Source organism: Hymenobacter humi, from assembly GCF_042665855.1.
In the GTDB taxonomy this organism is placed as follows: Bacteria; Bacteroidota; Bacteroidia; order Cytophagales; family Hymenobacteraceae; genus Hymenobacter; species Hymenobacter humi.
On the sequence record NZ_JBHTEK010000001.1, the window covers coordinates 2,069,200 to 2,090,247 of the forward strand.

General features: G+C 59.3%; 19 protein-coding genes and 2 pseudogenes. All 21 read left to right on the forward strand.

What is annotated here, in order from left to right:
• The first annotated feature begins 13 nt into the window (after positions 1-13).
• The 21 genes and pseudogenes from nrfD to ACFQT0_RS11670 all read left to right on the forward strand — a co-directional run bounded on the left by nrfD (position 14) and on the right by ACFQT0_RS11670 (position 21,005).
• Positions 14-1,475, forward strand: a pseudogene (gene nrfD, locus ACFQT0_RS11570) (NrfD/PsrC family molybdoenzyme membrane anchor subunit).
• Positions 1,468-1,932, forward strand: a complete 465-nt coding sequence (locus ACFQT0_RS11575; protein WP_380202875.1) for a DUF3341 domain-containing protein — start codon at positions 1,468-1,470, stop codon at positions 1,930-1,932. Before nrfD ends, ACFQT0_RS11575 begins: the two are co-directional and overlap by 8 nt.
• A 175-nt stretch (positions 1,933-2,107) precedes the next feature.
• Positions 2,108-2,767 carry a c-type cytochrome gene (locus ACFQT0_RS11580; RefSeq protein ID WP_380202877.1) on the forward strand — a complete coding sequence of 220 codons (660 nt, stop codon included), beginning with the start codon at positions 2,108-2,110 and terminating at the stop codon, positions 2,765-2,767.
• Between the two features lie 2 nt (positions 2,768-2,769).
• Positions 2,770-4,104: a quinol:cytochrome C oxidoreductase gene (locus ACFQT0_RS11585; protein WP_380202879.1), complete on the forward strand. Its 1,335-nt coding sequence runs from the start codon at positions 2,770-2,772 to the stop codon at positions 4,102-4,104.
• 110 nt (positions 4,105-4,214) lie between these two features.
• On the forward strand, positions 4,215-5,264 hold the full coding sequence (locus tag ACFQT0_RS11590; RefSeq protein WP_380202881.1) for a cytochrome c oxidase subunit II: 1,050 nt from the start codon (positions 4,215-4,217) through the stop codon (positions 5,262-5,264).
• Between the two features lie 32 nt (positions 5,265-5,296).
• Positions 5,297-7,173, forward strand: a pseudogene (locus ACFQT0_RS11595) (cytochrome c oxidase subunit I).
• A 163-nt stretch (positions 7,174-7,336) separates the two neighbouring features.
• Positions 7,337-8,443, forward strand: a complete 1,107-nt coding sequence (locus ACFQT0_RS11600; protein WP_380202883.1) for a COX15/CtaA family protein — start codon at positions 7,337-7,339, stop codon at positions 8,441-8,443.
• A 66-nt stretch (positions 8,444-8,509) separates the two neighbouring features.
• Positions 8,510-9,361: a heme o synthase gene (cyoE, locus tag ACFQT0_RS11605; RefSeq protein ID WP_380202885.1), complete on the forward strand. Its 852-nt coding sequence runs from the start codon at positions 8,510-8,512 to the stop codon at positions 9,359-9,361.
• A 95-nt stretch (positions 9,362-9,456) separates the two neighbouring features.
• Positions 9,457-10,044, forward strand: a complete 588-nt coding sequence (locus ACFQT0_RS11610; protein ID WP_380202887.1) for a cytochrome c oxidase subunit 3 — start codon at positions 9,457-9,459, stop codon at positions 10,042-10,044.
• Positions 10,045-10,066: 22 nt separating this feature from the next.
• Positions 10,067-10,837 carry a cytochrome c oxidase subunit 3 gene (locus ACFQT0_RS11615; protein WP_380202889.1) on the forward strand — a complete coding sequence of 257 codons (771 nt, stop codon included), beginning with the start codon at positions 10,067-10,069 and terminating at the stop codon, positions 10,835-10,837.
• A gap of 115 nt (positions 10,838-10,952) precedes the next feature.
• Positions 10,953-11,294: a cytochrome C oxidase subunit IV family protein gene (locus ACFQT0_RS11620; RefSeq protein ID WP_380202891.1), complete on the forward strand. Its 342-nt coding sequence runs from the start codon at positions 10,953-10,955 to the stop codon at positions 11,292-11,294.
• A 3-nt stretch (positions 11,295-11,297) separates the two neighbouring features.
• Positions 11,298-11,645: a hypothetical protein gene (locus ACFQT0_RS11625; protein WP_380202893.1), complete on the forward strand. Its 348-nt coding sequence runs from the start codon at positions 11,298-11,300 to the stop codon at positions 11,643-11,645.
• Positions 11,603-11,971: a hypothetical protein gene (locus ACFQT0_RS11630; RefSeq protein WP_380202895.1), complete on the forward strand. Its 369-nt coding sequence runs from the start codon at positions 11,603-11,605 to the stop codon at positions 11,969-11,971. The genes ACFQT0_RS11625 and ACFQT0_RS11630 overlap by 43 nt, the downstream gene beginning before the upstream one ends.
• The gene (locus ACFQT0_RS11635; protein ID WP_380202897.1) at positions 11,955-12,524 is read left to right on the forward strand and encodes a DUF420 domain-containing protein; all 570 of its coding nucleotides are present in this window, start codon (positions 11,955-11,957) and stop codon (positions 12,522-12,524) included. Before ACFQT0_RS11630 ends, ACFQT0_RS11635 begins: the two co-directional genes overlap by 17 nt.
• Positions 12,525-12,589: 65 nt before the next feature.
• On the forward strand, positions 12,590-12,844 hold the full coding sequence (locus ACFQT0_RS11640) for a hypothetical protein (protein ID WP_380202899.1): 255 nt from the start codon (positions 12,590-12,592) through the stop codon (positions 12,842-12,844).
• Positions 12,844-13,236 (forward strand): DUF983 domain-containing protein, encoded by a 393-nt coding sequence (locus ACFQT0_RS11645; RefSeq protein WP_380202901.1) that lies wholly within the window; start codon positions 12,844-12,846, stop codon positions 13,234-13,236. Before ACFQT0_RS11640 ends, ACFQT0_RS11645 begins: the two co-directional genes overlap by 1 nt.
• Positions 13,237-13,525: 289 nt before the next feature.
• A complete protein-coding gene (locus tag ACFQT0_RS11650; protein ID WP_380202903.1) occupies positions 13,526-14,356 on the forward strand; it encodes a hypothetical protein in 831 nt (276 codons plus the stop codon).
• A gap of 385 nt (positions 14,357-14,741) precedes the next feature.
• Entirely contained in the window at positions 14,742-15,467 is a 726-nt protein-coding gene (locus ACFQT0_RS11655; protein ID WP_380202905.1) for a hypothetical protein, read from the forward strand.
• Positions 15,464-17,380: a sensor histidine kinase gene (locus ACFQT0_RS11660; protein WP_380202907.1), complete on the forward strand. Its 1,917-nt coding sequence runs from the start codon at positions 15,464-15,466 to the stop codon at positions 17,378-17,380. The genes ACFQT0_RS11655 and ACFQT0_RS11660 overlap by 4 nt, the downstream gene beginning before the upstream one ends.
• Before the next feature lie 75 nt (positions 17,381-17,455).
• Positions 17,456-18,931: a hypothetical protein gene (locus tag ACFQT0_RS11665; protein WP_380202909.1), complete on the forward strand. Its 1,476-nt coding sequence runs from the start codon at positions 17,456-17,458 to the stop codon at positions 18,929-18,931.
• Positions 18,822-21,005, forward strand: a complete 2,184-nt coding sequence (locus tag ACFQT0_RS11670) for a hypothetical protein (RefSeq protein ID WP_380202911.1) — start codon at positions 18,822-18,824, stop codon at positions 21,003-21,005. The genes ACFQT0_RS11665 and ACFQT0_RS11670 overlap by 110 nt, the downstream gene beginning before the upstream one ends.
• The last annotated feature ends 43 nt before the right edge of the window (positions 21,006-21,048 follow it).

Here is a 21,048-nt window from a genome sequence, read left to right on the forward strand (position 1 = left end):
AACCTATAAGATTATGCAGCACGTATCAGCCGTACGCGAGCCGCTCGTAACCGGGGGTAAGACGCTACACGACGTAACGCAAGACATCTGCTATCAGGTAGAAGCCAAGCCCAACATCCGTTGGATGGCTGCCCTGAGTGTAGCCTTGTTCTTTCTGGGCATATTTTTCTATTCCGTATACCGCACGGTGTGGTACGGCATCGGGGAGTGGGGCCTGAACAAAACTGTAAACTGGGCCTGGGACATCACCAACTTCGTGTGGTGGGTAGGTATCGGCCACGCCGGTACGCTGATTTCGGCGGTACTGCTGCTGTTCCGTCAGAAATGGCGGTCGTCAATCAACCGGGCGGCAGAGGCCATGACGATTTTCGCCGTAATCTGCGCTGCTATGTTCCCGGTACTGCACATGGGGCGCCCGTGGCTGGCTTACTGGGTATTCCCCTTCCAGAACACGTTTGGTTCGCTGTGGGTGAACTTCAATTCGCCGCTGCTCTGGGACGTATTCGCCATTTCGACCTACTTCACTGTGTCGCTGGTGTTCTGGTACATCGGCCTGATTCCTGACTTCGCCTCCATCCGTGACCGTGCCAAGGGCACCATCGCTAAGTTCAGCTACTCCATGCTGAGCTTCGGCTGGAAGGGTTCGGCCAAAGCCTGGTCGCGCTACGAAACGGTTTCGCTGATTCTGGCCGGTGTTTCGACTCCGCTGGTACTCTCAGTACACACCATTGTATCGATGGACTTTGCTACCTCGGTTGTACCGGGCTGGCACACTACCATCTTCCCTCCCTACTTCGTGGCTGGCGCTATCTTCTCCGGTTTCGCCATGGTACTAACGCTGATGCTGATTACCCGCGTAGTGTTCCGCCTGGAAGACTACATCACCCTGGAGCACATTGCCCTCATGAACAAAATCATGATGGTAACCGGCTCAATCGTGGGTGTGGCTTACATCACGGAGTTCTTCATTGCCTGGTACTCGCAGGTTGAGTTCGAGCAGTACGCCTTCATCAACCGCGCTACTGGTCCTTACTGGTGGGCATATGCGGCGATGATGACCTGCAACGTGATTACCCCGCAGGCTGGTATGGTTCCGCCGCGTTCGCTACAGCATTCCGCTCACGTTTATCCTGTCGATTATCGTTAACATCGGCATGTGGTTCGAGCGTTTCGTAATCATCGTAACCTCGCTGCACCGCGACTACCTGCCGTCGAGTTGGGCTATGTTCTCGCCCTCTATCATCGACATCGGTCTGTATGTAGGCACCTTGGGTCTGTTCTTCACGCTGTTCCTGCTCTTCGCAAAGTTCTTCCCTGTGATTAACATGGCCGAGGTGAAAACCATCCTCAAATACACCGTGGACAACGGCCCGACTTACAACCCCAAGAAGGCCGTCCACGCTGCCCACGCTCCTCAACCTGCCATTCACGGGGCACCGGCTACGGCTCCTGTAAACTATAACAAGCATGACTAAGCACTTTGCCCTTGGTATCTTCGAAGACGAAGATGTGCTGCTGCACGCCGTTGAAAACGTGCGCGCCGCGGGTGTGAAAATCCACGACGTATTCTCGCCCTATCCCGTGCATGGCATCGACGATGCCCTCGGCATCGAACGCTCGCGCCTGCCAATCGCGGCCTTCTTTTTCGGGTTGTGCGGCTTGTCTTTCGCACTGTGGCTCCAGATTTATATGCTGGGTTTCGACTGGCCGATGATTATCGGCGGTAAGCCTCACATTGCTCTGCCAGCTTTCATTCCAGTTGCATTCGAATTGACAGTGTTCTTCACTTGTCACGGGATGGCCATCACCTTCTTCACCATCACGGGCTTGTATCCCCGCTTTAAAGTGCCGGTGATGGATGTGCGTGCTACCGACGACAAATTCGTAATGGCCATCGAGTTGGATGCAACCACTCGCAATTTCCCCGGCTGACCCAACTGCTGCGCGACAACGGCGCTTCAGAAGTCAACCAAAAAGAAATGACCACCAAATAATGATGCATCCGCTGAACCTGAGCTTGCGCGTTTCGGCGCTGCTGTTATCCGTAGGGCTAGCCTCGTCATGTACTCCTCGCGCCGACGACCCGGGCGTTCAGTACGCGCCGGAGATGTACGACCCCATTCCTTACGAGCCGCTTAAGCAGGCGAGCTTTAACAAGGTCAATGCGTTCGGCATCAACGAGCGCACGCCCCCCATTGCCACCGTGCCATTGGGTAAGCTTGACTACTACAATCACATTCCGAAGGATAGTGTCGGCATCGCTGAGCGTACTCTGCGCAACCCGTTCCCTTACACCAAGGCCAACCTGGAAGAGGGCAAGGTGCTGTATACCCGCATCTGCTCGCACTGCCACGGTGAAGCTGGCGCTGGCGACGGGCCGGTAGGAGCGAAGTTTAAGGGTGTACCGAACTACGCGGCAGGTGCTTACAAAACCATGAACGACGGGCACATTTACCACGTCATTCAGTGGGGCCGTAACCGGATGATGCCCCATGGTTCCATCGTGAACCCTGAGGAGCGTTGGAAAATTGCAATGTATGTGCGGGTATTGCAGCGCGGCGAAGGCCCAGATGCTCTGACCAAGCTCATTGCAAAAGGTCCTACCAACACCCCCGCCACCACCGCTAGCCCAAGTGAGCTAACCGACCGTGCCTATCAAGGCCCCGCTGGCCAGGCTCAGGCCGATAAAGCTTCTGCTACTCCCGGGCAAGGCAAGACCGTTGCTCCCAATGGTTCCGGTGTCACCTACTTTCCCGGCAACAAATAACTATGGCAACTCTGACGCATCAAGAAAGCGCCACGGCTGAACAGCTCGTTGTTACGGATGGCGCCCGTAAGACTTTTATTACGATTATCGTAGCTGGCGTGGTGGTGCTTATCATCGGCCTGCTGGCTGCCATCATGGGCTGGGGCGAAGAGCACCATGCCGCCGCTGGCGAAGCGGCCAGCCACCTGGGAGCTTCGGCTGGCCACGGGGCCGGTGCCTCGGTACACCACGAAGGCAGCCCGGTTTGGCTCAAGCGTTTGCTGGTGAGCCTCTGGCATAGCAACGTATTCTTCCTCGGCGTATCGACCATCGGTACCGTGTTCATGGCCATCAACTACGTAGCCTATGCCGGTTGGTCGGTAATGATTAAGCGCATTTCGGAAGCCCTGAGTGCCTGGGTTATTCCGGGGGCCGTAATCATGCTGGTGGTGTTTCTGCTGGGCCGCCATGATATTTTCCATTGGACCCACGAGGGCATTATGGACAAGGGCAACCCGAACTATGACGCCATCATTGCCGGCAAAAGCGGCTTCCTGAACCTGCCGTTTTACCTCATTCGTACCATTGTCTACCTCGGTATCTGGGCCTACTTCAGCTGGAAGCTGCGTCAGCTTTCGCTGGCCGAAGACCGGTTGGGTGGCACGGTGTGGTTCCACAAGAGCATCAATGCTTCGGCACTGTTCCTCGTGTTGTACGCCGTAACGTCTTCGATGTCGGCCTGGGACTGGGTGATGTCGGTTGATACCCACTGGTTCAGCACCATGTTTGGCTGGTACGTATTCGCCTCTTGGTGGGTATCGGGCATCGCTGCTATTGCGCTTACCGCCATTTACCTGAAACAAGCGGGCTACTTGCGCGCTTTAACTTCCAACCACTTGCACGACCTGGGCAAGCTCATGTTTGGCTTCAGCATTTTCTGGACCTACGTGTGGTTCTCGCAGTTTATGCTGATTTGGTACGCCAACTTGCCCGAAGAAGCAGTCTACTACAACCAGCGCCTCGGCGGGTTTGAAGGCCGCTATACCGGCATGTTCTTTTTCAACTTGATAATCAACTTCGTATTTCCATTCCTGGGCCTGATGACCCGCGATGCCAAGCGCCAAATGATTATCATGAAAATCGTCTGCATCGCCATTCTAATTGGCCACTGGTCAGACTTTTATTTGATGCTAATGCCGGGCACTTTGAAAGGCGAGAACGGGTTCTTAATTGAGATTGGCGTAGCCGCAATTTTCCTCGGTGCTTTCCTGATTTTGTTTACGCGTCGTCTGGCTTCTGCTTCGCTCGTTCCCGTTCATCATCCGTTCCTGGACGAGAGCGTTCACCACACTACCTAAGATTTTAGTATGAAGTATTGAGTAGCGGGTCTGTGCCCAGACTCTTTCTCAATACTCAATACGTAATACTTAATACTAAAAACTCAATGACGGCTCTTACTATTTTGCTAGTGTTGGTGCTGCTGCTGGTCGTGTTCGGCCTGCTGTTTCGCCTGCAGATTCTGACTTCTATTTTTTCGGGTACGTTCACCCGGGATATCGGCATGAGCAATAGCGTAAATGCTATTTTGATGCTGGTGTTCATGGTGGTGGGCGGTGCTTGGTTCGCTTACTCGTTTGTCGAGAACTTCAGCAAGATGAACCCGCCCATTGCCTCAATTCACGGGCACGAGATGGAGCGTATGTTCTGGATTACGATGAGCGTAATCGGCGTGGCCTTTGTTATCACTCAGGCGCTGCTCTTTATCTACTCTTATAAGTACCAGCACAAAGAAGGCCGCCGTGCTTACTTCTTTGCACACAATAACAAGATTGAAGTTATCTGGACGGTAATCCCTGCTATTGTAATGGCGGCCCTGATTTTTGCCGGCTGGAAGGCCTGGACGCGCATCACCGGCCCGGCTCCGAAGAATTCTGTAGTAGTGGAAGTAATGGGCAAGCAGTTTAACTGGTTGGTGCGTTACCCGGGCCGCGACATGAAGCTAGGCGTGGTAAATTACCGCATGATTGACGCCGTGAATGAATTCGGCTTTGACCTGAGCGATAAGGCGGCCCTGGACGACTTCACCACCAACGAAATCCACGTTCCCAAAGGCGTTCCGATTTTGATGAAGATTCGCTCGCGCGACGTATTGCACGCTGTGTATATGCCTCACTTCCGCGTACAGATGTACGCCGTGCCGGGCATGCCCACCCGTTTCTGGTTCACCCCGACCATGACCACGGACGAGATGCGCGCCAAATTGGGCAACCCTTCGTTCAACTACGAGCTGGCTTGCAACCAGGTATGCGGCGGCAGCCACTTCGCCATGAAGGCTACTGTAATTGTGGACGAGCCGGACGATTACCAGAACTGGTACGCGGCCCAGCAGTCGTTCTCGCAGAAAAATCCCGAAGTGCTGGCGGCTCTGAAACAGAAACCCAAAGCACTGGTTTCACAAGCAGCTGAGCCTGCCGAAGCCGAAGAAGCCGCACCTGCCCCCTTGGCTGCTTCCTACTAATAACTACTTAACGGTATCCCTTTATGTCAGACATGGCAGCCAAACCCAATCTTTCGCCAGGCGTGCAAGCGCAGGGCGGTATTGGTACCGCTCCGGTGCCTACCACCGAACATGGTGACCACCTGCATCACGACGACCACGAACATCACGACCAACACTGGCTGTGGAAGTACGTGTTCAGCCAGGACCACAAACAGATTGCCAAGCAGTTCCTGATTACGGGTATTTTCTGGGCTATTCTGGGTGGTACGCTGTCGAGCTTGTTCCGTCTGCAGTTGGGCTGGCCCGAAGGCTCAATGGAATGGCTCACGCCTTTCCTGGGCAAATGGATTCAGGCCGGCAAATTGAACCCGGAATTCTACCTGGCCTTGGTGACCATGCACGGCACCATCATGGTGTTCTTCGTGCTCACGGCAGGCTTGAGCGGTACGTTCTCTAACTTCCTGATTCCTCTGCAAGTGGGTGCCCGCGACATGGCATCGGGCTTCATGAACATGCTCTCGTACTGGTTCTTCTTCCTGTCGAGCGTGGTTATGTTCTCGTCGCTGTTCATTGAGACGGGCCCGGCCGCTGCTGGCTGGACAATCTACCCGCCGCTGAGCGCGCTGCCCCAGGCCATTCCAGGCTCTGGTTCGGGTATGACCTTGTGGTTGGTCAGCATGGCTTTGTTTATCGTTTCGCAGCTGTTGGGCGGTGTTAACTATGTGACGACGGTAATCAACATGCGTACCCGCGGCATGAGCATGAGCAAATTGCCGCTCACCATCTGGGCTTTCTTCCTGACGGCTATTCTCGGTATCCTGTCGTTCCCGGTGCTTTTCTCGGCCGCGCTGCTGCTTATTTTCGACCGCTCGTTCGGCACCTCGTTCTTCTTGTCCGACATCTACATTGCCGGGCAGGCTTTGAGCAATCAGGGCGGTTCGCCGGTGTTGTTCCAGCACTTGTTCTGGTTCCTGGGCCACCCCGAGGTGTACATCGTTATTATGCCTGCTATGGGCATGGTATCGGAAGTACTGGCTACTAATGCACGTAAGCCCATCTTCGGCTACCGTGCCATGATTGGCTCGCTGATTGGTATTTCCTTGCTCTCGTTTGTTGTGTGGGCTCACCACATGTTCGTGACGGGCATGAACCCCTTCCTCGGTTCGGTCTTCATGTTCCTGACGTTGATTATCGCCGTGCCCTCGGGCGTGAAGGTGTTCAACTGGTTGGCTACGCTCTGGCGCGGTAACATCCGCTTTACCGCGGCCATGCTCTTCGCCATCGGCTTCGTGTCGCTGTTTATCTCGGGTGGTTTGACGGGTATAATCCTCGGCAATGCCACGCTCGACATTCAGATGCACAACACCTATTTCGTGGTGGCTCACTTCCACTTGGTAATGGGTAGCTCGGCATTCTTCGGCCTCTTTGCTGGCGTGTACCACTGGTTCCCGAAGATGTTCGGCCGGATGATGGACGAGAAGTTGGGCTACATCCACTTCTGGCTGACGTTCATTGGCGTGTACCTCGTGTTTATGCCCATGCACTACGTTGGTATTGCCGGTTTCCCCGCCGCTACTACGCCTGGACTGGCTTTGATGCCTTCTCGCAATTCGCCGACATGAACAAGTTCATCTCGATTGCAGCCATCATCGCCTTCCTGGGTCAGTTCATCTTCATCTTCAACTTTTTCTACAGCATCTACCGCGGCCGTCGGGCTACCCAGAACCCCTGGAACTCGACCACGCTTGAGTGGACGGCTCCCATCGAGCCCGGCCACGGCAACTGGCCCGGCGAAATCCCGGCCGTTTACCGCTGGCCCTATGACTACAGCAAGCCCGGCTCCGATGTGGATTTCATTCCGCAGAACGTGCCGTTCTCGCAAACCCATTCGTCGAACCTGCCCTACGAGCAGGACATGGCAGAGTAGTCGAGCAGCTTAAGTAAGTCCCAAAAAGGGCCGCCTCACCGGCGGCCCTTTTTATTGTTATACCCCCGCATATTTCCCAAAAGCTGGGGACTATTGCTTGACAAAGTTGTTTATAAAATGATGAGTAGCTTACAAATAAGTCCAGCAGGCTCGCCGCTTTCGCGTGGTTGGTATCCTGACGGTTGTATCGGTGTACCTGTTGTTTTTGGTGGGGGGCGTGGTACGCAGCACCGGCAGCGGCATGGGTTGCCCAGACTGGCCCAAGTGCTTTGGGCAGTGGGTTCCACCCACTGAGGCCAGCCAGTTGCCGGCCAATTACAAGGAAATCTACACGGCTCAGCGAGTAGCTAAAAACCAAAAGCTTGCCCGGACTCTAGAAAAACTGGGTTTTGCTCAGGTCGCCGGCAGCATTTTCGCGCATCCCACCCAATACATCGAGACCGATTTCAATCCGGTGAAAACGTGGATTGAATACGTGAACCGGCTCCTCGGGGCCCTGATTGGCGTCTTTGTCTTTCTGACGGTTATTTTCGCGTTGCCGTACTGGCGCCGCGACCGGCCAATTTTCTGGCTCGCATTGGGCTCATTTCTGCTCACCGGCGTGCAGGGGTACCTGGGCTCCCTAGTGGTCTCGACCAACCTGCTGCCGGTCATGGTAACGATTCACATGGCGTTGGCGCTGGTGATTGTCGCGATGCTGCTCTATGCCGTAGACCGGGCGCAGTGGCGAGTGGAAAAGCTGGGCTTGGCTGCGAACGCAGATGAGGTAAACAGTCCAGTGACGGGTACTTCTTTAAAAGTGCCCGATGCCGGCCTGCAGTGGGTGATTTGGGCGGCGCTGTCGCTCACCTTCTGGCAAATTGTGCTGGGCACGCAGGTGCGGGAGCAGGTCGATATCGTATCAGCGGCAGCAGGCTACGCAGGCCGGGAAACGTGGGTGGCTCAATTGGGGAGTTCCTTTAGCCTCCATCGTATGTTTTCCGTGGCTTTGGTTCTCCTAAATATGTACATGGGCTACGAGCTGTGGCAGCTGGGACAGGCGCGGTTGCGGAGCCTGGTTATAGCTGCGCTGAGTTTGCTTGGGCTGGAAATTATAGCCGGAATCATTCTGGCGTATTTTTCCCTGCCGGCGGCGGTGCAGCCGGTGCACCTTACACTGGCCACGGTTTTGTTCGGCATCCAGTTCTTGACGTTGCTTGCCGTGGCTAGGGCCCGAAAAACCCGGGAAACAATTGCGTCCACGGATGCCGCCCGCCCCGTTGTTGCGTAACTTTGCGGCCCCGTTTGGGCCCGGCTCAATAAGCTGAGCCCGACGACGAAATTTTCAGAGGTATTAATGGTAAAGGCCCGCGCCTATTTTCAGCTGCTCAAGTTCCGGCTTTCGCTCACGGTGGCGTTTTCCAGCGCCATTGGGTACATGCTGGGAGCGCATGACTTTAGCTGGAGCCGGGCGCTGCTCGTGATGCTGGGCGGCTTGCTCGTAACGGGCTCCGCCAACATTATCAACCAAGTTCACGAGCGGGAACTAGACAAGCTGATGACCCGCACGGCTCAACGGCCGCTACCGCTGGGGATTCTCTCCCCAGCCGAGGCATGGGTGTTTTGCGTGTTGCTGGGCGTGGCCGGACTGGGCCTGCTGGCCCATTACTTTAACCCGCTCACGGCCGCGCTGTCGTTGCTGTCGCTTATTCTCTACGGCTTTATTTATACCCCGCTTAAAACGATTTCGCCCATTTGCGTAGCGGTGGGCGCCATTCCCGGCGGGCTGCCGCCGCTCATTGGCTGGGTGGCGGCCACTGGCTACATCGGGGTAGAGGCGTGGGTGCTGTTTGGCATCCAGTTTATGTGGCAGTTTCCGCACTTTTGGGCCATTGCCTGGGTAGCCGATGAGGACTATAAGCGGGCGGGATTCAAGATGCTGCCTTCGCCCGGCAACCGGGACATCCGGACGGCCTTCCAGATAATGACCTACACGCTGCTCCTAATTCCGCTGAGCTTGCTGCCGCTGTTATTTAATATTTCGGGGCGCGTTTCGGCGGTGGTGGCGGTGGTGTGCGGGGTGCTGTTTTTACTGCTTACGGTGCATCTAATGCGCACCCAGTCGCGCAAGTCGGCCCTGCGCATCATGTTTGCTTCTTTTCTGTACTTACCCATCGTACAAATCGCGCTGGTACTGGACAAAATCTAGGTGTTTGCTGTTATAAATGAGTGCATACTCGCGTATGTGCTTGTCCATTTTTATCAATAAACCTGCGCCGACGTAAGCCGACGTTTCTCCTTTTTATGAACCCTTCCGAAATTTTATCCGAAAAGGAAGTAGGCCTCGGCTGGCACCCCAAGCGGGTGCTGCTCATCCTGCTTATTTTCAGTATTGTGATGATGTTCGCGGCCTTCACCAGCGGCTACATTGTGCGGCGCGACGAAGGCAACTGGCGCGAGTTTGACCTGCCGGCGTCGCTGCTCATCAATTCCATCCTCATTGCCCTGAGCAGTGCCAGCATGCAATGGGCCTATTTCTCAGCGCGCAAGGACGAAATCGGGCGCGTTAAAACCGCCATGGGCATTACCCTGGCTTTGGGCCTGGCGTTTCTCGTAGGCCAGTACTACAGCTTTGGCGACCTGGTAGCCGGCAACACGTACTTTGGCGGTGCCGACGCCAATCCTTCCGGTTCGTTCGTATACGTGCTGATGGGCGTGCACGCTTTTCACCTGGTAACGGGCCTTATTTTTCTGGCGGTAGTACTCAAGCGGGTGCTTAATTATCAGGTGCATTCGCGTGCCCTGCTCTCCATCGGCAATGCAACCTTATACTGGCACTTCCTGGGCGGGCTTTGGCTGTACCTGTATTTGTTCTTACTTTTGAACCACTAAAACTGACGTTACGCTGTCCGCTATGGCCCAACCGACCACTTTGCAGCCGCCCGCTGCTTCCGCTACCCAAGACGCCCCACGCACCGGCAACTGGGACGGCGGCAACGAACCTTTCAAGGCGAGCTACGGCAAGCTCATGATGTGGTTCTTCCTGCTTTCTGACGCATTCACCTTTGCCGCATTCCTGACCACGTACGGCCTCATTCGTCACAAGCACGAAGTATTTACCGGCACTGGAGAGTTCGTGTTCAGCACCCGCTGGTGGCCTGTGCCGGACCGCGTGTTCAACGCCTTCCCGGGCTTACACGGCATGGACGTGCCGCTGGGTTTCGTGGCTTTGATGACCATGATTCTGATTCTGAGCTCCGTGACGATGGTACTGGCCGTAGAAGCCGGCCACCGCATGGACAAGAACGACGTGCAGAAGTGGTTGTTGTGGACCATCCTGTTTGGCAGCACTTTCTTGTTGAGCCAGGCCTGGGAGTGGAGCCACTTTATCCACGGTTCAGAAAAAGGTCTGCTAATGGCCGACGGCACGGTGTTCCACGGTGCGAACCTAGCCACGAACGAATACGGGCCAGTTCTTTTTGCTGACCTGTTTTTCTTCATCACCGGCTTCCACGGCACCCACGTATTCTCGGGCGTCTGCCTGCTGATTTGGTGCTTCATTGCCACCACCAACGGCACGTTCCACAAGCGCGGCCACTACGAGATGATTGAGAAAATCGGCCTCTACTGGCACTTCGTAGACCTGGTGTGGGTATTCGTATTTACCTTCTTTTACCTGGTGTAATTTGTAATGCGGAGAAACGAGGCATCTTATCACGGCTTCGTTTCTCCGCTTTTTTAACTCTACTGACGCGAAGGTGATAAGGTCCTTCGCAGCGCTCAGGACGACAAACAAGATTATGGCTGCTCACGCAACTAACGAAAACCTCCCGGTAGGGGAAATTGCCAAGCCTAATACCGCTTGGATCTGGCGGGTATTTGGCATTCTGGTCGGCATCACGGCCGTGGAATTCATGTTCGTGTTCCTCATGGACCCGAGCACCCTTCGCAACAGCATTTTCATTGTGCTCACCATCCTGAAGGCCTTCTTCATTGTGGCCGAGTTCATGCACCTCAAGCACGAGACAAAGGGCCTGATTTGGACCATTCTCATCCCCATGGCTTTGCTGGTGTGGTTGCTGGTGGCCCTGGTTACCGAAGGCTCGTTCATCGGCGAAGTATTGCAAAACATGTTCAAATAGCGGATGCGGCCCCGCCAAACCTTGTTGCTGGGGCTGCTGCTATTGTTGCCGGTACTGGCGTTTCTTTTCCTGTTTCGCTTCGGCACCAACCGTTACGCGCTGCCCACTTACCTGCCCGACCGCGTGGATTCCACGCAGGTGGGCGGGGAGTGGCGGCGCGATACTGTTTTCCACCAGATTGAGCCATTCCAGCTGCCGGCCTCCACGGGGCGGGACGTTAGCAGCAAGGAGTTGAGCCAAGGCTTGTACATCGCGCAGTTTTACGCCGACGATGCGGCCAGCGCCCGCGTGGCGCGGCAGCGCTGCGGGTGCAGGAGAAGTTCCGGCGCGAGCCCCGGGTGCGCCTGGTAACCTTTGTGCTCAACCCTGACCCCCGGCAAGCCGCTTCCCTGACCCGCTTGGCCGAACAATACGGCACCATTGCCGGCAAGTGGTTTTTCCTGGCTGGCCCGGCCGACACACTCCGGCGGCTGGTGCTGCAGGAATTCCGGCTCACCGCCGACCCCAAACGGCTGCCGGGGGCGGTGTATACTGCCAACATCCCCGCGGGCCGGCTGTTACTGGTTGACAATCAACGCCGGGTGCGGGGCATTTACGACGGCACCGACGGCCGCGAGATAGACCGCTTACTCACGGAGGTCACCGTGCAGCTTTACGATTATGAACACCCCCACTGACGAATTACACCGGCCCGTGATGGCGCCGGGCGACTATACCCGCTACAAAATCATCCTGGGCACGCTGGGGGTGGTGGTGCCGCTGCTGGTGGCGGTGCTGTTTTCGTTTCCGAAGCTGTTCCGCATTCCGGGCGTCGACGTGAAGTTTCTGCCGGCCGTAAACGCCGTGCTCAACTCCCTGACGGCAGTGTGCCTGGTGGCGGGCTACTATTTCATTCGGCAAAAGCAGGTGCTGCGCCACCGCGCCATGATGGGCACAGCCTTCGCCCTGGGCGGCCTGTTTTTGCTCTCGTACGTGGCCTACCACTCGCAGGCCGACAGTGCTCATTTTGGGGGTGTTGGCGCGATGCGCTACGTGTATTTCTTTCTGCTACTTACGCACATTGCCTTGGCCGTGGTCACGGTGGGACTGGTGCTGTTTACCCTCTATTTTGCGCTTACCGGCCAGTACACCAGGCACAAGGCCATTGCCCGGTGGACGTTCCCCATCTGGCTGTATGTCTCGGTGACAGGAGTTATCGTTTACTTCATGATTTCGCCGTATTACACCTAACTTTATTTAAGAGGTAAAGACAAACCAAAGGAGAAACTTTGCCTGTATCCTCGTGTTCTAATCCTATGAAAAAGACTCTTTTTGCCTCCGCTTTTGCCCTGCTGCTGGGCGTGTTGCTGAGCCTGGCTCCGCTGGCGGCCAGTGCCCAGTGCGTGATGTGTAAGTCGCAGGTAGAATCGGCGCGGCAGGAGCGCGACGACTACGACGTGGCTGGCCTGAACAAAGGCATCGTGTACATGATGACCGTGCCGTACATCCTGATGGGCGCCGTGGGGTACTTCTGGTACCGCCGCACGCATCCCAAGGCCGCCAAGAAATAGTGGCCGACACCCCGTCGTCGCTGCCTGCGCTGCTGGCTTTGCGCTGCCCCCGTTGCCACCAGGGCAAGCTGTTTTCCCATTCGGCCCTGAATTTGCGCAAGTTCGACGAAATGCCAGACGCCTGCCCCGTGTGTGGGCAGGCCTTTGAACCGGAAGTGGGGTTCTACTGGGGCGCCATGTACATCAGCTACGGCTTTTCGACCTTTATCGTGGCCATTGTGGGCGTGCTGTTGTATTTCCTGGCGCACGACCCCGACGTGTGGGTGTATGTGCTGGTGGTGGCCCTGGCCGTACTGGCGTTTACGCCGCTTATGTTTCGGTATGCCCGCGCGGTGATGCTGTACGCTTTCGGAGGCACGCATTTTGACTCGCGCTATTGCAAGGCCTCGTAAGACGTCTTTCTACGATGAAAAGGATGCCGCCGCGAGGTGGCATTTTTGTTAGGCGTGGATTTTGCGGAAGAGCTGAACTGCCGAGCTAACTACCCGTTGGGCCAAGAATGGAGCAAGAATGGAGAAAGCGGCGTAATCTGACGTTTCTTCGGCTTTTATTTTGCTGTCGCCAAGTGGCAAACCAAGCTCCGCCAGCCCCTTTGGTTGCCGGGCCGCACTTCGCTACTCTCTTTCTACACGTTTCTCAACACTCAAGCTAACCGTGGTTCAACTTCCTGCGAGGCGTCGTTTGCCCTGGCTGTTGCTGCTGGCGGCCGCGTTGTGTTTTGTGGGCGGGTACCTGGCCAGCCGCTACGCGCAAGAGCCGGGCGTAGTAGAGCGCACCGATGTAACGCGCCTGCAGCAGCTGGTGCAAGAGGCAGAAGCCAAGGCCCAACGCGAGGCCGATTCGGTGGCCCAGCAACTGCCGCGCGGCAACTACAGCTTCCAAAAGCTGCTGGACCAGACTACTTTTCCGACTTGCGTGTTCGAAAACGGGGAGCTGCGCTACTGGTCCGATGCCACGCTGCGGCCCGAGGCAGAAGTGACGAATGCCAGCCCGGAACAGGTAATTGAGACGTCCGTAGGGCATTATCTGCTGTTGCGCCGCGGAGCCGGCCGCTTCCTCATCCTGACCTACGTGCCCCTGGAGCGGCACTATGGCATCAGCAACCGCTACCTGCGGGAAGGAGGGGAGCAGGCCCTGTTTCGGGGCCTTGAGCTGGAAGTAGTGGCCGATAGCACGGCCAAGGACCTCGCGCGTTTCGAAGCTGCTAATGGCCGATATCTGTTTTCCATCAAGCGACTGCGGCCCAACCCCCTGACCGGGCAGTATGTGCCGCTGGTGCTGCTGGGCTTGGGCAGCTTGCTGTATGCGGCCGGGTGGCTGCTGCTGGCACGACGCTGGTGGCAGGTGCGGTGGAAGAAGGCCGCGGTGGCGGCGCTGGTCTTGCCGCTGCTGGCCTTGCGCGCGGGCTTGCTCTACCTGGGGCTGCCCTATTCTTTTATCGAACTGCCTTTGTTCGACCCCGCGTGTACGCCGCGTCGTGGTGGGCCCCGTCGCTGGGCGACTTGCTGCTGAACTCGCTCACGGCCTTGCTCGTGGCGGCGGGCGGCATGGCGCTGTGGCGCAGCACGGGCGTGTTGGCGAGGGTGCGGCCGGCGCGCACGCTGGGCGAGCAGGGCGTGGCGCTGGCGGGCGTGGGCGTGGCCTTCTGCCTGTGGCTGGGGCTGCTGTTTCAGTACTACACCACGGCTTTTGGCAGCTCGCAGCTCAGCCTGGACGTGACGCGCAACCTGCAGATTTCAGGCTTCTGGGTGGTGCTCGCGCTGGCTGTGCTGCTGCACACGGCCGCGTGGCTGGTGGGCTTTTTGGCCTCACGCAGCTGGCCGGGGCATTGCTGCAGCACGTGTCGCGCAGGGCCTTGCTGCTGGTGCCGGCCGTGGGGGCGGTCCCGGTTTTGGGCGTGGGGCTGGCCCTGGGCGAGCCGTGGGTGCTGCTGGTGGGCGTGCTGCTGCTGTTTGCCTGGTTGGTGCGGGCCGCCGGGCTGCGGGCCAGGCCCATCACGGGCAGCTACCAGGCCTCAGTTCTGATTGTGCTGCTGCTGGCGTTGGCCTCGGCCACCGGTGCCCTGGCCTTGTACGCGCAGTTCGAAAAACAATTGCTGGTAGATAAGCAGCGCCTGGCCGGCAACCTGCTTATTGATAATGATTTGCAGGGAGAGTATTTGCTGGGCGAGCGGATGCGGGAAATAGCCCGCGACCCCTTTGTGCGCAAATCACTCTCGGCCGCCTTTGGGCAGCCGGAGGCGGTGCGCCAGCGCATTGCCCGGCAGTACCTGAGCGACTATTTCGATAAGTACGAGAGCAATATTACCCTGTACGACGAGGCCGGCCAGCCTCTGGGCGCGCTGCCCGGCACGCCCAGCCTGGTGGAGGCCCGCGCTGCCCTCGAACGCGTGGCCACGCCCACCGACCAGCAAGGGGTGTACCTACTCAACTCGGGCAATCCGTTCAGCTCGCGGCGCTACGTGGCCCAAATCACGGTGCCGGGCACGCGCGTGAGCGGCTTCGGGCTGCCACTCGGGGCTGTGCGCGTGGAGCTCACGCTCAAGAAGCTCACCACCTACAGCGTGCTGCCCGAGCTGCTGGTCGACCAGAAGTTTTTCAGCCCAGCCTGGCCACCGAGTTGAGCTACGCCGGCTACAACAAAGGCCAGGCGGTGTATAGCGAGGGCGATTTCGACTACGCCAATCGCCTGCCGGCCGAACTGCTCACGGACCCGCGCCTCTACGAGAGCGGCATCGTGCGCAAAGGCCACCACCACTACGCCGTGCGCGGCTCCCGCGACCGAACCGTGGTGGTGACCACGGCCACGTACTCCCCGGGCGACTGGCTGGCCAATTTTTCATTCCAGTTTCTGCTTTCCTCGTTTTTCTGGCTGCTGATGAGCGGGCTGCTATTGCTGCTGCGGGGCCGCGAAGCGCTGAACCTGCGGCTCAACTTTAGCGCGCGCATTCAGCTGCTGCTCAACGTGGGCATTGTGGTGCCACTGCTGGTGGTGAGCGTGGCCACGGCCAGCCAGCTCATTGCCTCGTACCAGCGCGACCTGTCCCGCACCTACGAGCGGCGGGGGCAGCTGGCGCTGGAAAGCCTGCGCCACCAGCGCCACTTGCTGTCGGACACCACCGCGCGCCCCACGCTGGCCGCGCTGGCCAAAAACGTAGCCGGCCTCACCGAAACCGACCTGAACCTCTACGATGTGCACGGCGAGCTGCTGGCCAGCAGCCAGCCCCTCATTTTTGAGGCCGGGCTGCTGGGGCCACTGCTCAACCCGCACGCACTGGTGGCGCTGCGGGAACACAACCGCCAGCGCGCCCTGCTCACCGAGCGGGCCGGCTCCCTCTCCTTCAATGCGCTGTACCTACCGGTGCGCGCCGGCGTAGGCGAAACGGTGGTGGCCGACCTGGCCGGGCACGCCATCGGGCCGGGTAGCGGGCGGCGCCGCGCCGCGCCGGCCCGCCCGCCTAAGGCCTTGCTGCCCCTGCCCGTGGGCTACGACCAAACCGCGGCCGACGACACGGCCCTGCCCACCGGCCCCATTCTGGGCTACATTGGTATTCCCTTTTTCGACTCAGAGAAAGACCTCAATACCAAGCTCACCGAGCTGTTTACCACCATTCTGAACATCTTCACGCTGATGTTCCTCTTGTTCCTGGCGCTGGCTTTTGTGGCGGCGCGCCACCTCACGGCGCCCCTGAAGCTCATCACCGAAAAGCTCACAAAAACCACGCTGACGGGCGAAAACGAGCTGCTGGACTACCGCAGCTCCGACGACGAAATTGGGCTGTTGGTGCGCGAGTACAACACCATGGTTACCAAGCTGGAGGCCAGCAAGCGCGAGCTGGCCGCGCAGGAAAAGGAAGCGGCCTGGCGCGAGATGGCCCGGCAGGTGGCCCACGAAATCAAGAACCCGCTCACGCCCATGAAGCTGAGTTTGCAGTACTTACAGAAAGCCATTGCCGAGCGCCGGCCCAATGCCGAGGAGCTCATCGGGCGGATTTCGCAAACCCTCATCACGCAGATTGACGTGCTCACCGACATTGCCACGTCCTTCAGCACCTTTACTAACCTGCCCGCTATGCGCCCCGAGCGGCTCGACGTGGCGGCCATCCTGCGCCGCTGCGCCGCCCTCTACCAGCCCGATGCCAACGACGGCTCTCTGGAGCTGCACCTGGCCCCGGACGCCGAATCAGGTTGCTATGTGGTGTTTGCCGATGAAAACCTGCTGGTTCGCACCTTCAACAACCTGCTGATAAACGCCCGCCAGGCCGTGCCCGAAAGTCGCCTGCCCCACATTACGGTGGCGTTGGCCGGACTGGAGAACGGCCGCATCCGGGTGACCATTTCCGACAACGGCGCCGGCATTCCCGACGACGTGCGGGATAAGGTGTTTGTGCCCAATTTTACGACCAAGGAAACCGGCTCCGGCATTGGGCTGGCGGTGGCCAAGCGGGGGATTGAGAGCGCCGGCGGGCAGATTTGGTTTGAAACGCGGGTGGGCGAGGGCACGGACTTCTTTATTGAGCTGCCCCGGGCCGGATAAAGCCGCCCGGCGCTAAGCGCCACGGCACGAAACTGCCCGCCGTTGTCGTTACCCGCCACACCCGACCTTTACTGCATGATTCGCCGTTTACGCCTGTGCTTCCCCTTTGCGGGCCTGCTCATTGCGGCGCTATTGTTTTTTACCGGCCGGGCCAATGCGCAGGTGAAACCGCCTGTGCGCGGCGAGGAACCGCCGCCCAGCAGCCGCCGCTGCCGCTACGTGCAGCTTGTGCCGGGCCGCGATACTACCAACTTTGCCCTATCCGATACGCTGACCGTGGTGCCCTCGTCGGTAACGGCCAACGGCCGTGCTGTGGCCTACGATGCCCGCACCGACCAGTACCGCTGGATTCGGCCGGCCCCGCGCGATACCAGCGGCCTGCCGATGCCCGACTCGCTGCTGCTCTGCTACCGGGTGCTGCCGCTGCGCTTGTCGGCGGCGCGCTTCCGGCGGCCCTTGAGCCAGATGGACAGCCTGGGCTTTCGGCGCGGGCCCATGCGGTTTGAGGATTTCTCGGTGAAAGAGCAGATTCTGAGCACGCCCGGCATCAGCAAGACCGGCAACCTGGCGCGGGGCATCAGCTTTGGCAACACCCAGAACGTGTTTGTGAACTCGGCGCTCAACCTGCAGCTGGAAGGCAAGCTGACTGAGAACATCAACCTCACGGCCGCCATCTCCGACCAGAACGTGCCGTTTCAGCCGGAGGGCAACACCCAACAGCTGCAGCAGTTCGACAAAATCTACATCACCCTCACCAACCCCAACTGGAACCTGACGGCCGGCGACGTGGTGCTGCGCAACAAGCCCGACTACTTCCTGCGCTACTACAAAAACATACAGGGCGCGGCGGCCGAGGCCAATTTTGGGCCGCCCATCGTAGGTCTGGCGGGCCTGGGCGCGGCGCCTGGCGTGTCGAATGCCGTGTTTCTGAACGGGCAGGCCGGGCAGGCGCCCAGCGGTCCGCCCAATCAGTTCCCCACCGGGCCCTCGCCGGCCACGCTCAACCCGCCGGCCATCAGCCAGCCCCAACTCACCGACCCCAACCGCCAGGTGCCCGGGGCGGGCGTGCCCCTGCCGCTCGGCGACACCGCCGCCATGACCAGCACCACCGTGCGCAGCTCGGGCGTGCGCAATGGGCTCCGGTGGCAGTCCTCTACTTCCGTAGCCGGTGGGGTGGCCAAGGGCAAGTTTGCCAGCATCGACGTGGCACCCATCGAAAACGTGCAGGGCCCGTACCGCCTCAGCGGGCCCAACGGCGAGCAGTTCATCATTGTGCTGGCCAATTCGGAGCGGGTTTACCTCGACGGCCGCCTGCAAACCCGGGGCTTCGACGCCGACTACACCATCGACTACAACCTGGCCGAGGTCACCTTTACCCCGCGCCACCTCATCACCCGCAACTCCCGGATTAAGATTGATTTCGAATACTCGGACCTCAACTATGCCCGCTCGCTGGTGGCCGCCAGCCACTACCAGCAGCCTGGGCCGCCTCAGCGTGCGCGGCAACTTTTACCAGGAAGCCGACAACCCCAACAATGCGCCCAATCTTAACCTGAACGACACCCTGCGCGCCGAGCTGCAGCGGGCCGGAAACGTGGCGTTTGCCGTGGCGCCCGGGGCCGAGGCCGTGCCCTACACCCGCACGCAGGTGCTCTACCGCCGCGATACTGCCAATGGCAGCTTCCGCCGAGCCGTGGGGGCCGATACGCTGGGGCAGGTGTTTTCGGTACGCTTCACCGATCTGGGCCAGGGCAACGGCGACTACCGCCTCAGCACCACCGACGTGACCAGCAACGGGCGCGTGTACGAGTACGTGGGGCCAGGCCTAGGCCGCTACCAGCCGGTGCGCCGTGTGCCTACGCCGCTGCTCAAGCAGATGCTGTCGGGCGGGGTGAGCTACCGGCTCGATAGCAGCACTACGGTGTTTTTTGACGCCGCCCGCTCCCGGCTTGACCGCAACCGCTTCTCCTCGGAAAGCGCCCAGGACGGGGCCATGCGCATGGGCTACGTGGTGCGCGACCGCGCCTTGCCCGCCGCGCTGGCCGGGGGCGTGCTCCGCAACTACCGCCTGCGCTCCACCCTCGACTACGAGTACACGGCCCGGCACTTTGCGCCCATCGACCGCTACCGCGACATCGAGTTTGACCGCAACTGGAGCGCCGTGAGTTCGGCGCAGGGCACCGCCGCCGGCCCGGCCTCGCGCTCCGACAACATCTTCAATTTCAGCGTGGGCCTGGCCAAGGACGTCAACAACGGGGTCAATTACCGGCTCAGCCGGCGCTTCCGGTCCGGTGAGGTGAGTGGCCTGCAGCACTGGGTGGATGCGGCCCAAAAGGTGGGCAACCTGGAAATGCGGGGTTCCTTGTTTGTGCTCAACTCCGACGCTGGCCGCTTCCATTCCAATTGGGCCAGGGGCGAGGCCACCGGCCGGTTTGTGAGCGGCAAAATCGTGCCCGGCTATACTTACCGCTTCGACAAAAACCGCGTCAGCTCCGCCACCACCGACACCATCCGCTCGGCCAATTACTTCGACGAGCACAACGTCTTTATCCAGAGCCGCGACTCGGCCCGCACCCAGTACCGCCTCGACTACAGCTACCGCCGCGACCAAACCCCCAACGCCGAGCAAAACGCCCTGCGCCGGCGCGGCACCGCCCAAACCTGGCAGGGCACGCTGGCCTCGCGCCTGGGCAAAACCCAGGACCTGCGCCTGCTAGCCACCTACCGCGACCTCGACTCCCTGGGCCTGGCGCGCAACCGCACGGTGCTCGGGCAGGTGTTTTACAACGCCAGCCTGCTGCAAAACCAAATCCGCTCGGAGTTGAGCTACAGCGTGGCCACCGGCCGCGAGCTCAAGCGTGACTTTTCGTTTCTGCCGGTACCGGCGGTGGGGCAGGGCACGCACTACTACGGCGGCGACGCCGACGGCGACGGCCAGCAGGACAAGGACGAGTTTTTTGAGGCTCAAACCCCCGATGCGCAGTACCGCACCTACATCAAGGTGTATCTGCCCACGGCCGACTACCTCATTGCCTTCACCAACCGCCTGAGCTACCGCCTCACCACGGCGGCCCCGCGCGGCTGGCGCGAGGCCGGCGGCTGGCGCGCCGCAGCGTCCCGCTTTGCCACGCTCACCAGTATCACCGTTGACCGCCGCACCACTGATACTTCCCTAATTTCGCGCCTCAGCCCCTTCAGCTACGACAAGGAAGACGAGCAGCTGCTGGCCTTCAACCAGCCTGGTGCGCAACACGCTCTACTTCAACCGCTCGAACCCCATTTTCGGGGCCGAGCTCACCGTGCAGCAAACCCAGCAGAAAAGCCTGCTCGCGCAGGGCTCCGACCTGCGCAACCTGAGCACCCAGAGTCTGCTGCTGCGCCGCACGCTGGCCACGTCGTTCACCGGCCGGCTCACCGGCACGCGCGACATCCGCGAATCCAACAGCACCTACCTCCCCACCCGCAACTACCGCCTGCTGGTCTATGCTGTGCAGCCCGAAATCAGCTACCAGCCCACGCCCTCGCTGCGCCTCACGGGCACCTACCTGCACACCTGCAAGCAAAACACGCTGGACATCAAAGACGCCGAGCTCAACCCCGGCATCTTCGACGAGCCTGGGCCTAGAAACCCGCCTCAGTCAGGTTAGCAAGCGTACCATCACGGCGGC

Coding starts and splice junctions, on each gene's coding strand:
- ACFQT0_RS11610 (WP_380202887.1), top strand. CDS start 9,457: ATGAACCCTTCCGAAATTTTATCCGAAAAGGAAGTAGGCCTCGGCTGG.
- ACFQT0_RS11670 (WP_380202911.1), top strand. CDS start 18,822: ATGCCCGCTCGCTGGTGGCCGCCAGCCACTACCAGCAGCCTGGGCCGC.
- ACFQT0_RS11575 (WP_380202875.1), top strand. CDS start 1,468: ATGACTAAGCACTTTGCCCTTGGTATCTTCGAAGACGAAGATGTGCTG.
- ACFQT0_RS11635 (WP_380202897.1), top strand. CDS start 11,955: ATGAACACCCCCACTGACGAATTACACCGGCCCGTGATGGCGCCGGGC.
- cyoE (WP_380202885.1), top strand. CDS start 8,510: ATGGTAAAGGCCCGCGCCTATTTTCAGCTGCTCAAGTTCCGGCTTTCG.
- ACFQT0_RS11665 (WP_380202909.1), top strand. CDS start 17,456: ATGATTCGCCGTTTACGCCTGTGCTTCCCCTTTGCGGGCCTGCTCATT.
- ACFQT0_RS11620 (WP_380202891.1), top strand. CDS start 10,953: ATGGCTGCTCACGCAACTAACGAAAACCTCCCGGTAGGGGAAATTGCC.
- ACFQT0_RS11585 (WP_380202879.1), top strand. CDS start 2,770: ATGGCAACTCTGACGCATCAAGAAAGCGCCACGGCTGAACAGCTCGTT.
- ACFQT0_RS11640 (WP_380202899.1), top strand. CDS start 12,590: ATGAAAAAGACTCTTTTTGCCTCCGCTTTTGCCCTGCTGCTGGGCGTG.
- ACFQT0_RS11580 (WP_380202877.1), top strand. CDS start 2,108: ATGTACGACCCCATTCCTTACGAGCCGCTTAAGCAGGCGAGCTTTAAC.
- ACFQT0_RS11625 (WP_380202893.1), top strand. CDS start 11,298: ATGCGGCCCCGCCAAACCTTGTTGCTGGGGCTGCTGCTATTGTTGCCG.
- ACFQT0_RS11615 (WP_380202889.1), top strand. CDS start 10,067: ATGGCCCAACCGACCACTTTGCAGCCGCCCGCTGCTTCCGCTACCCAA.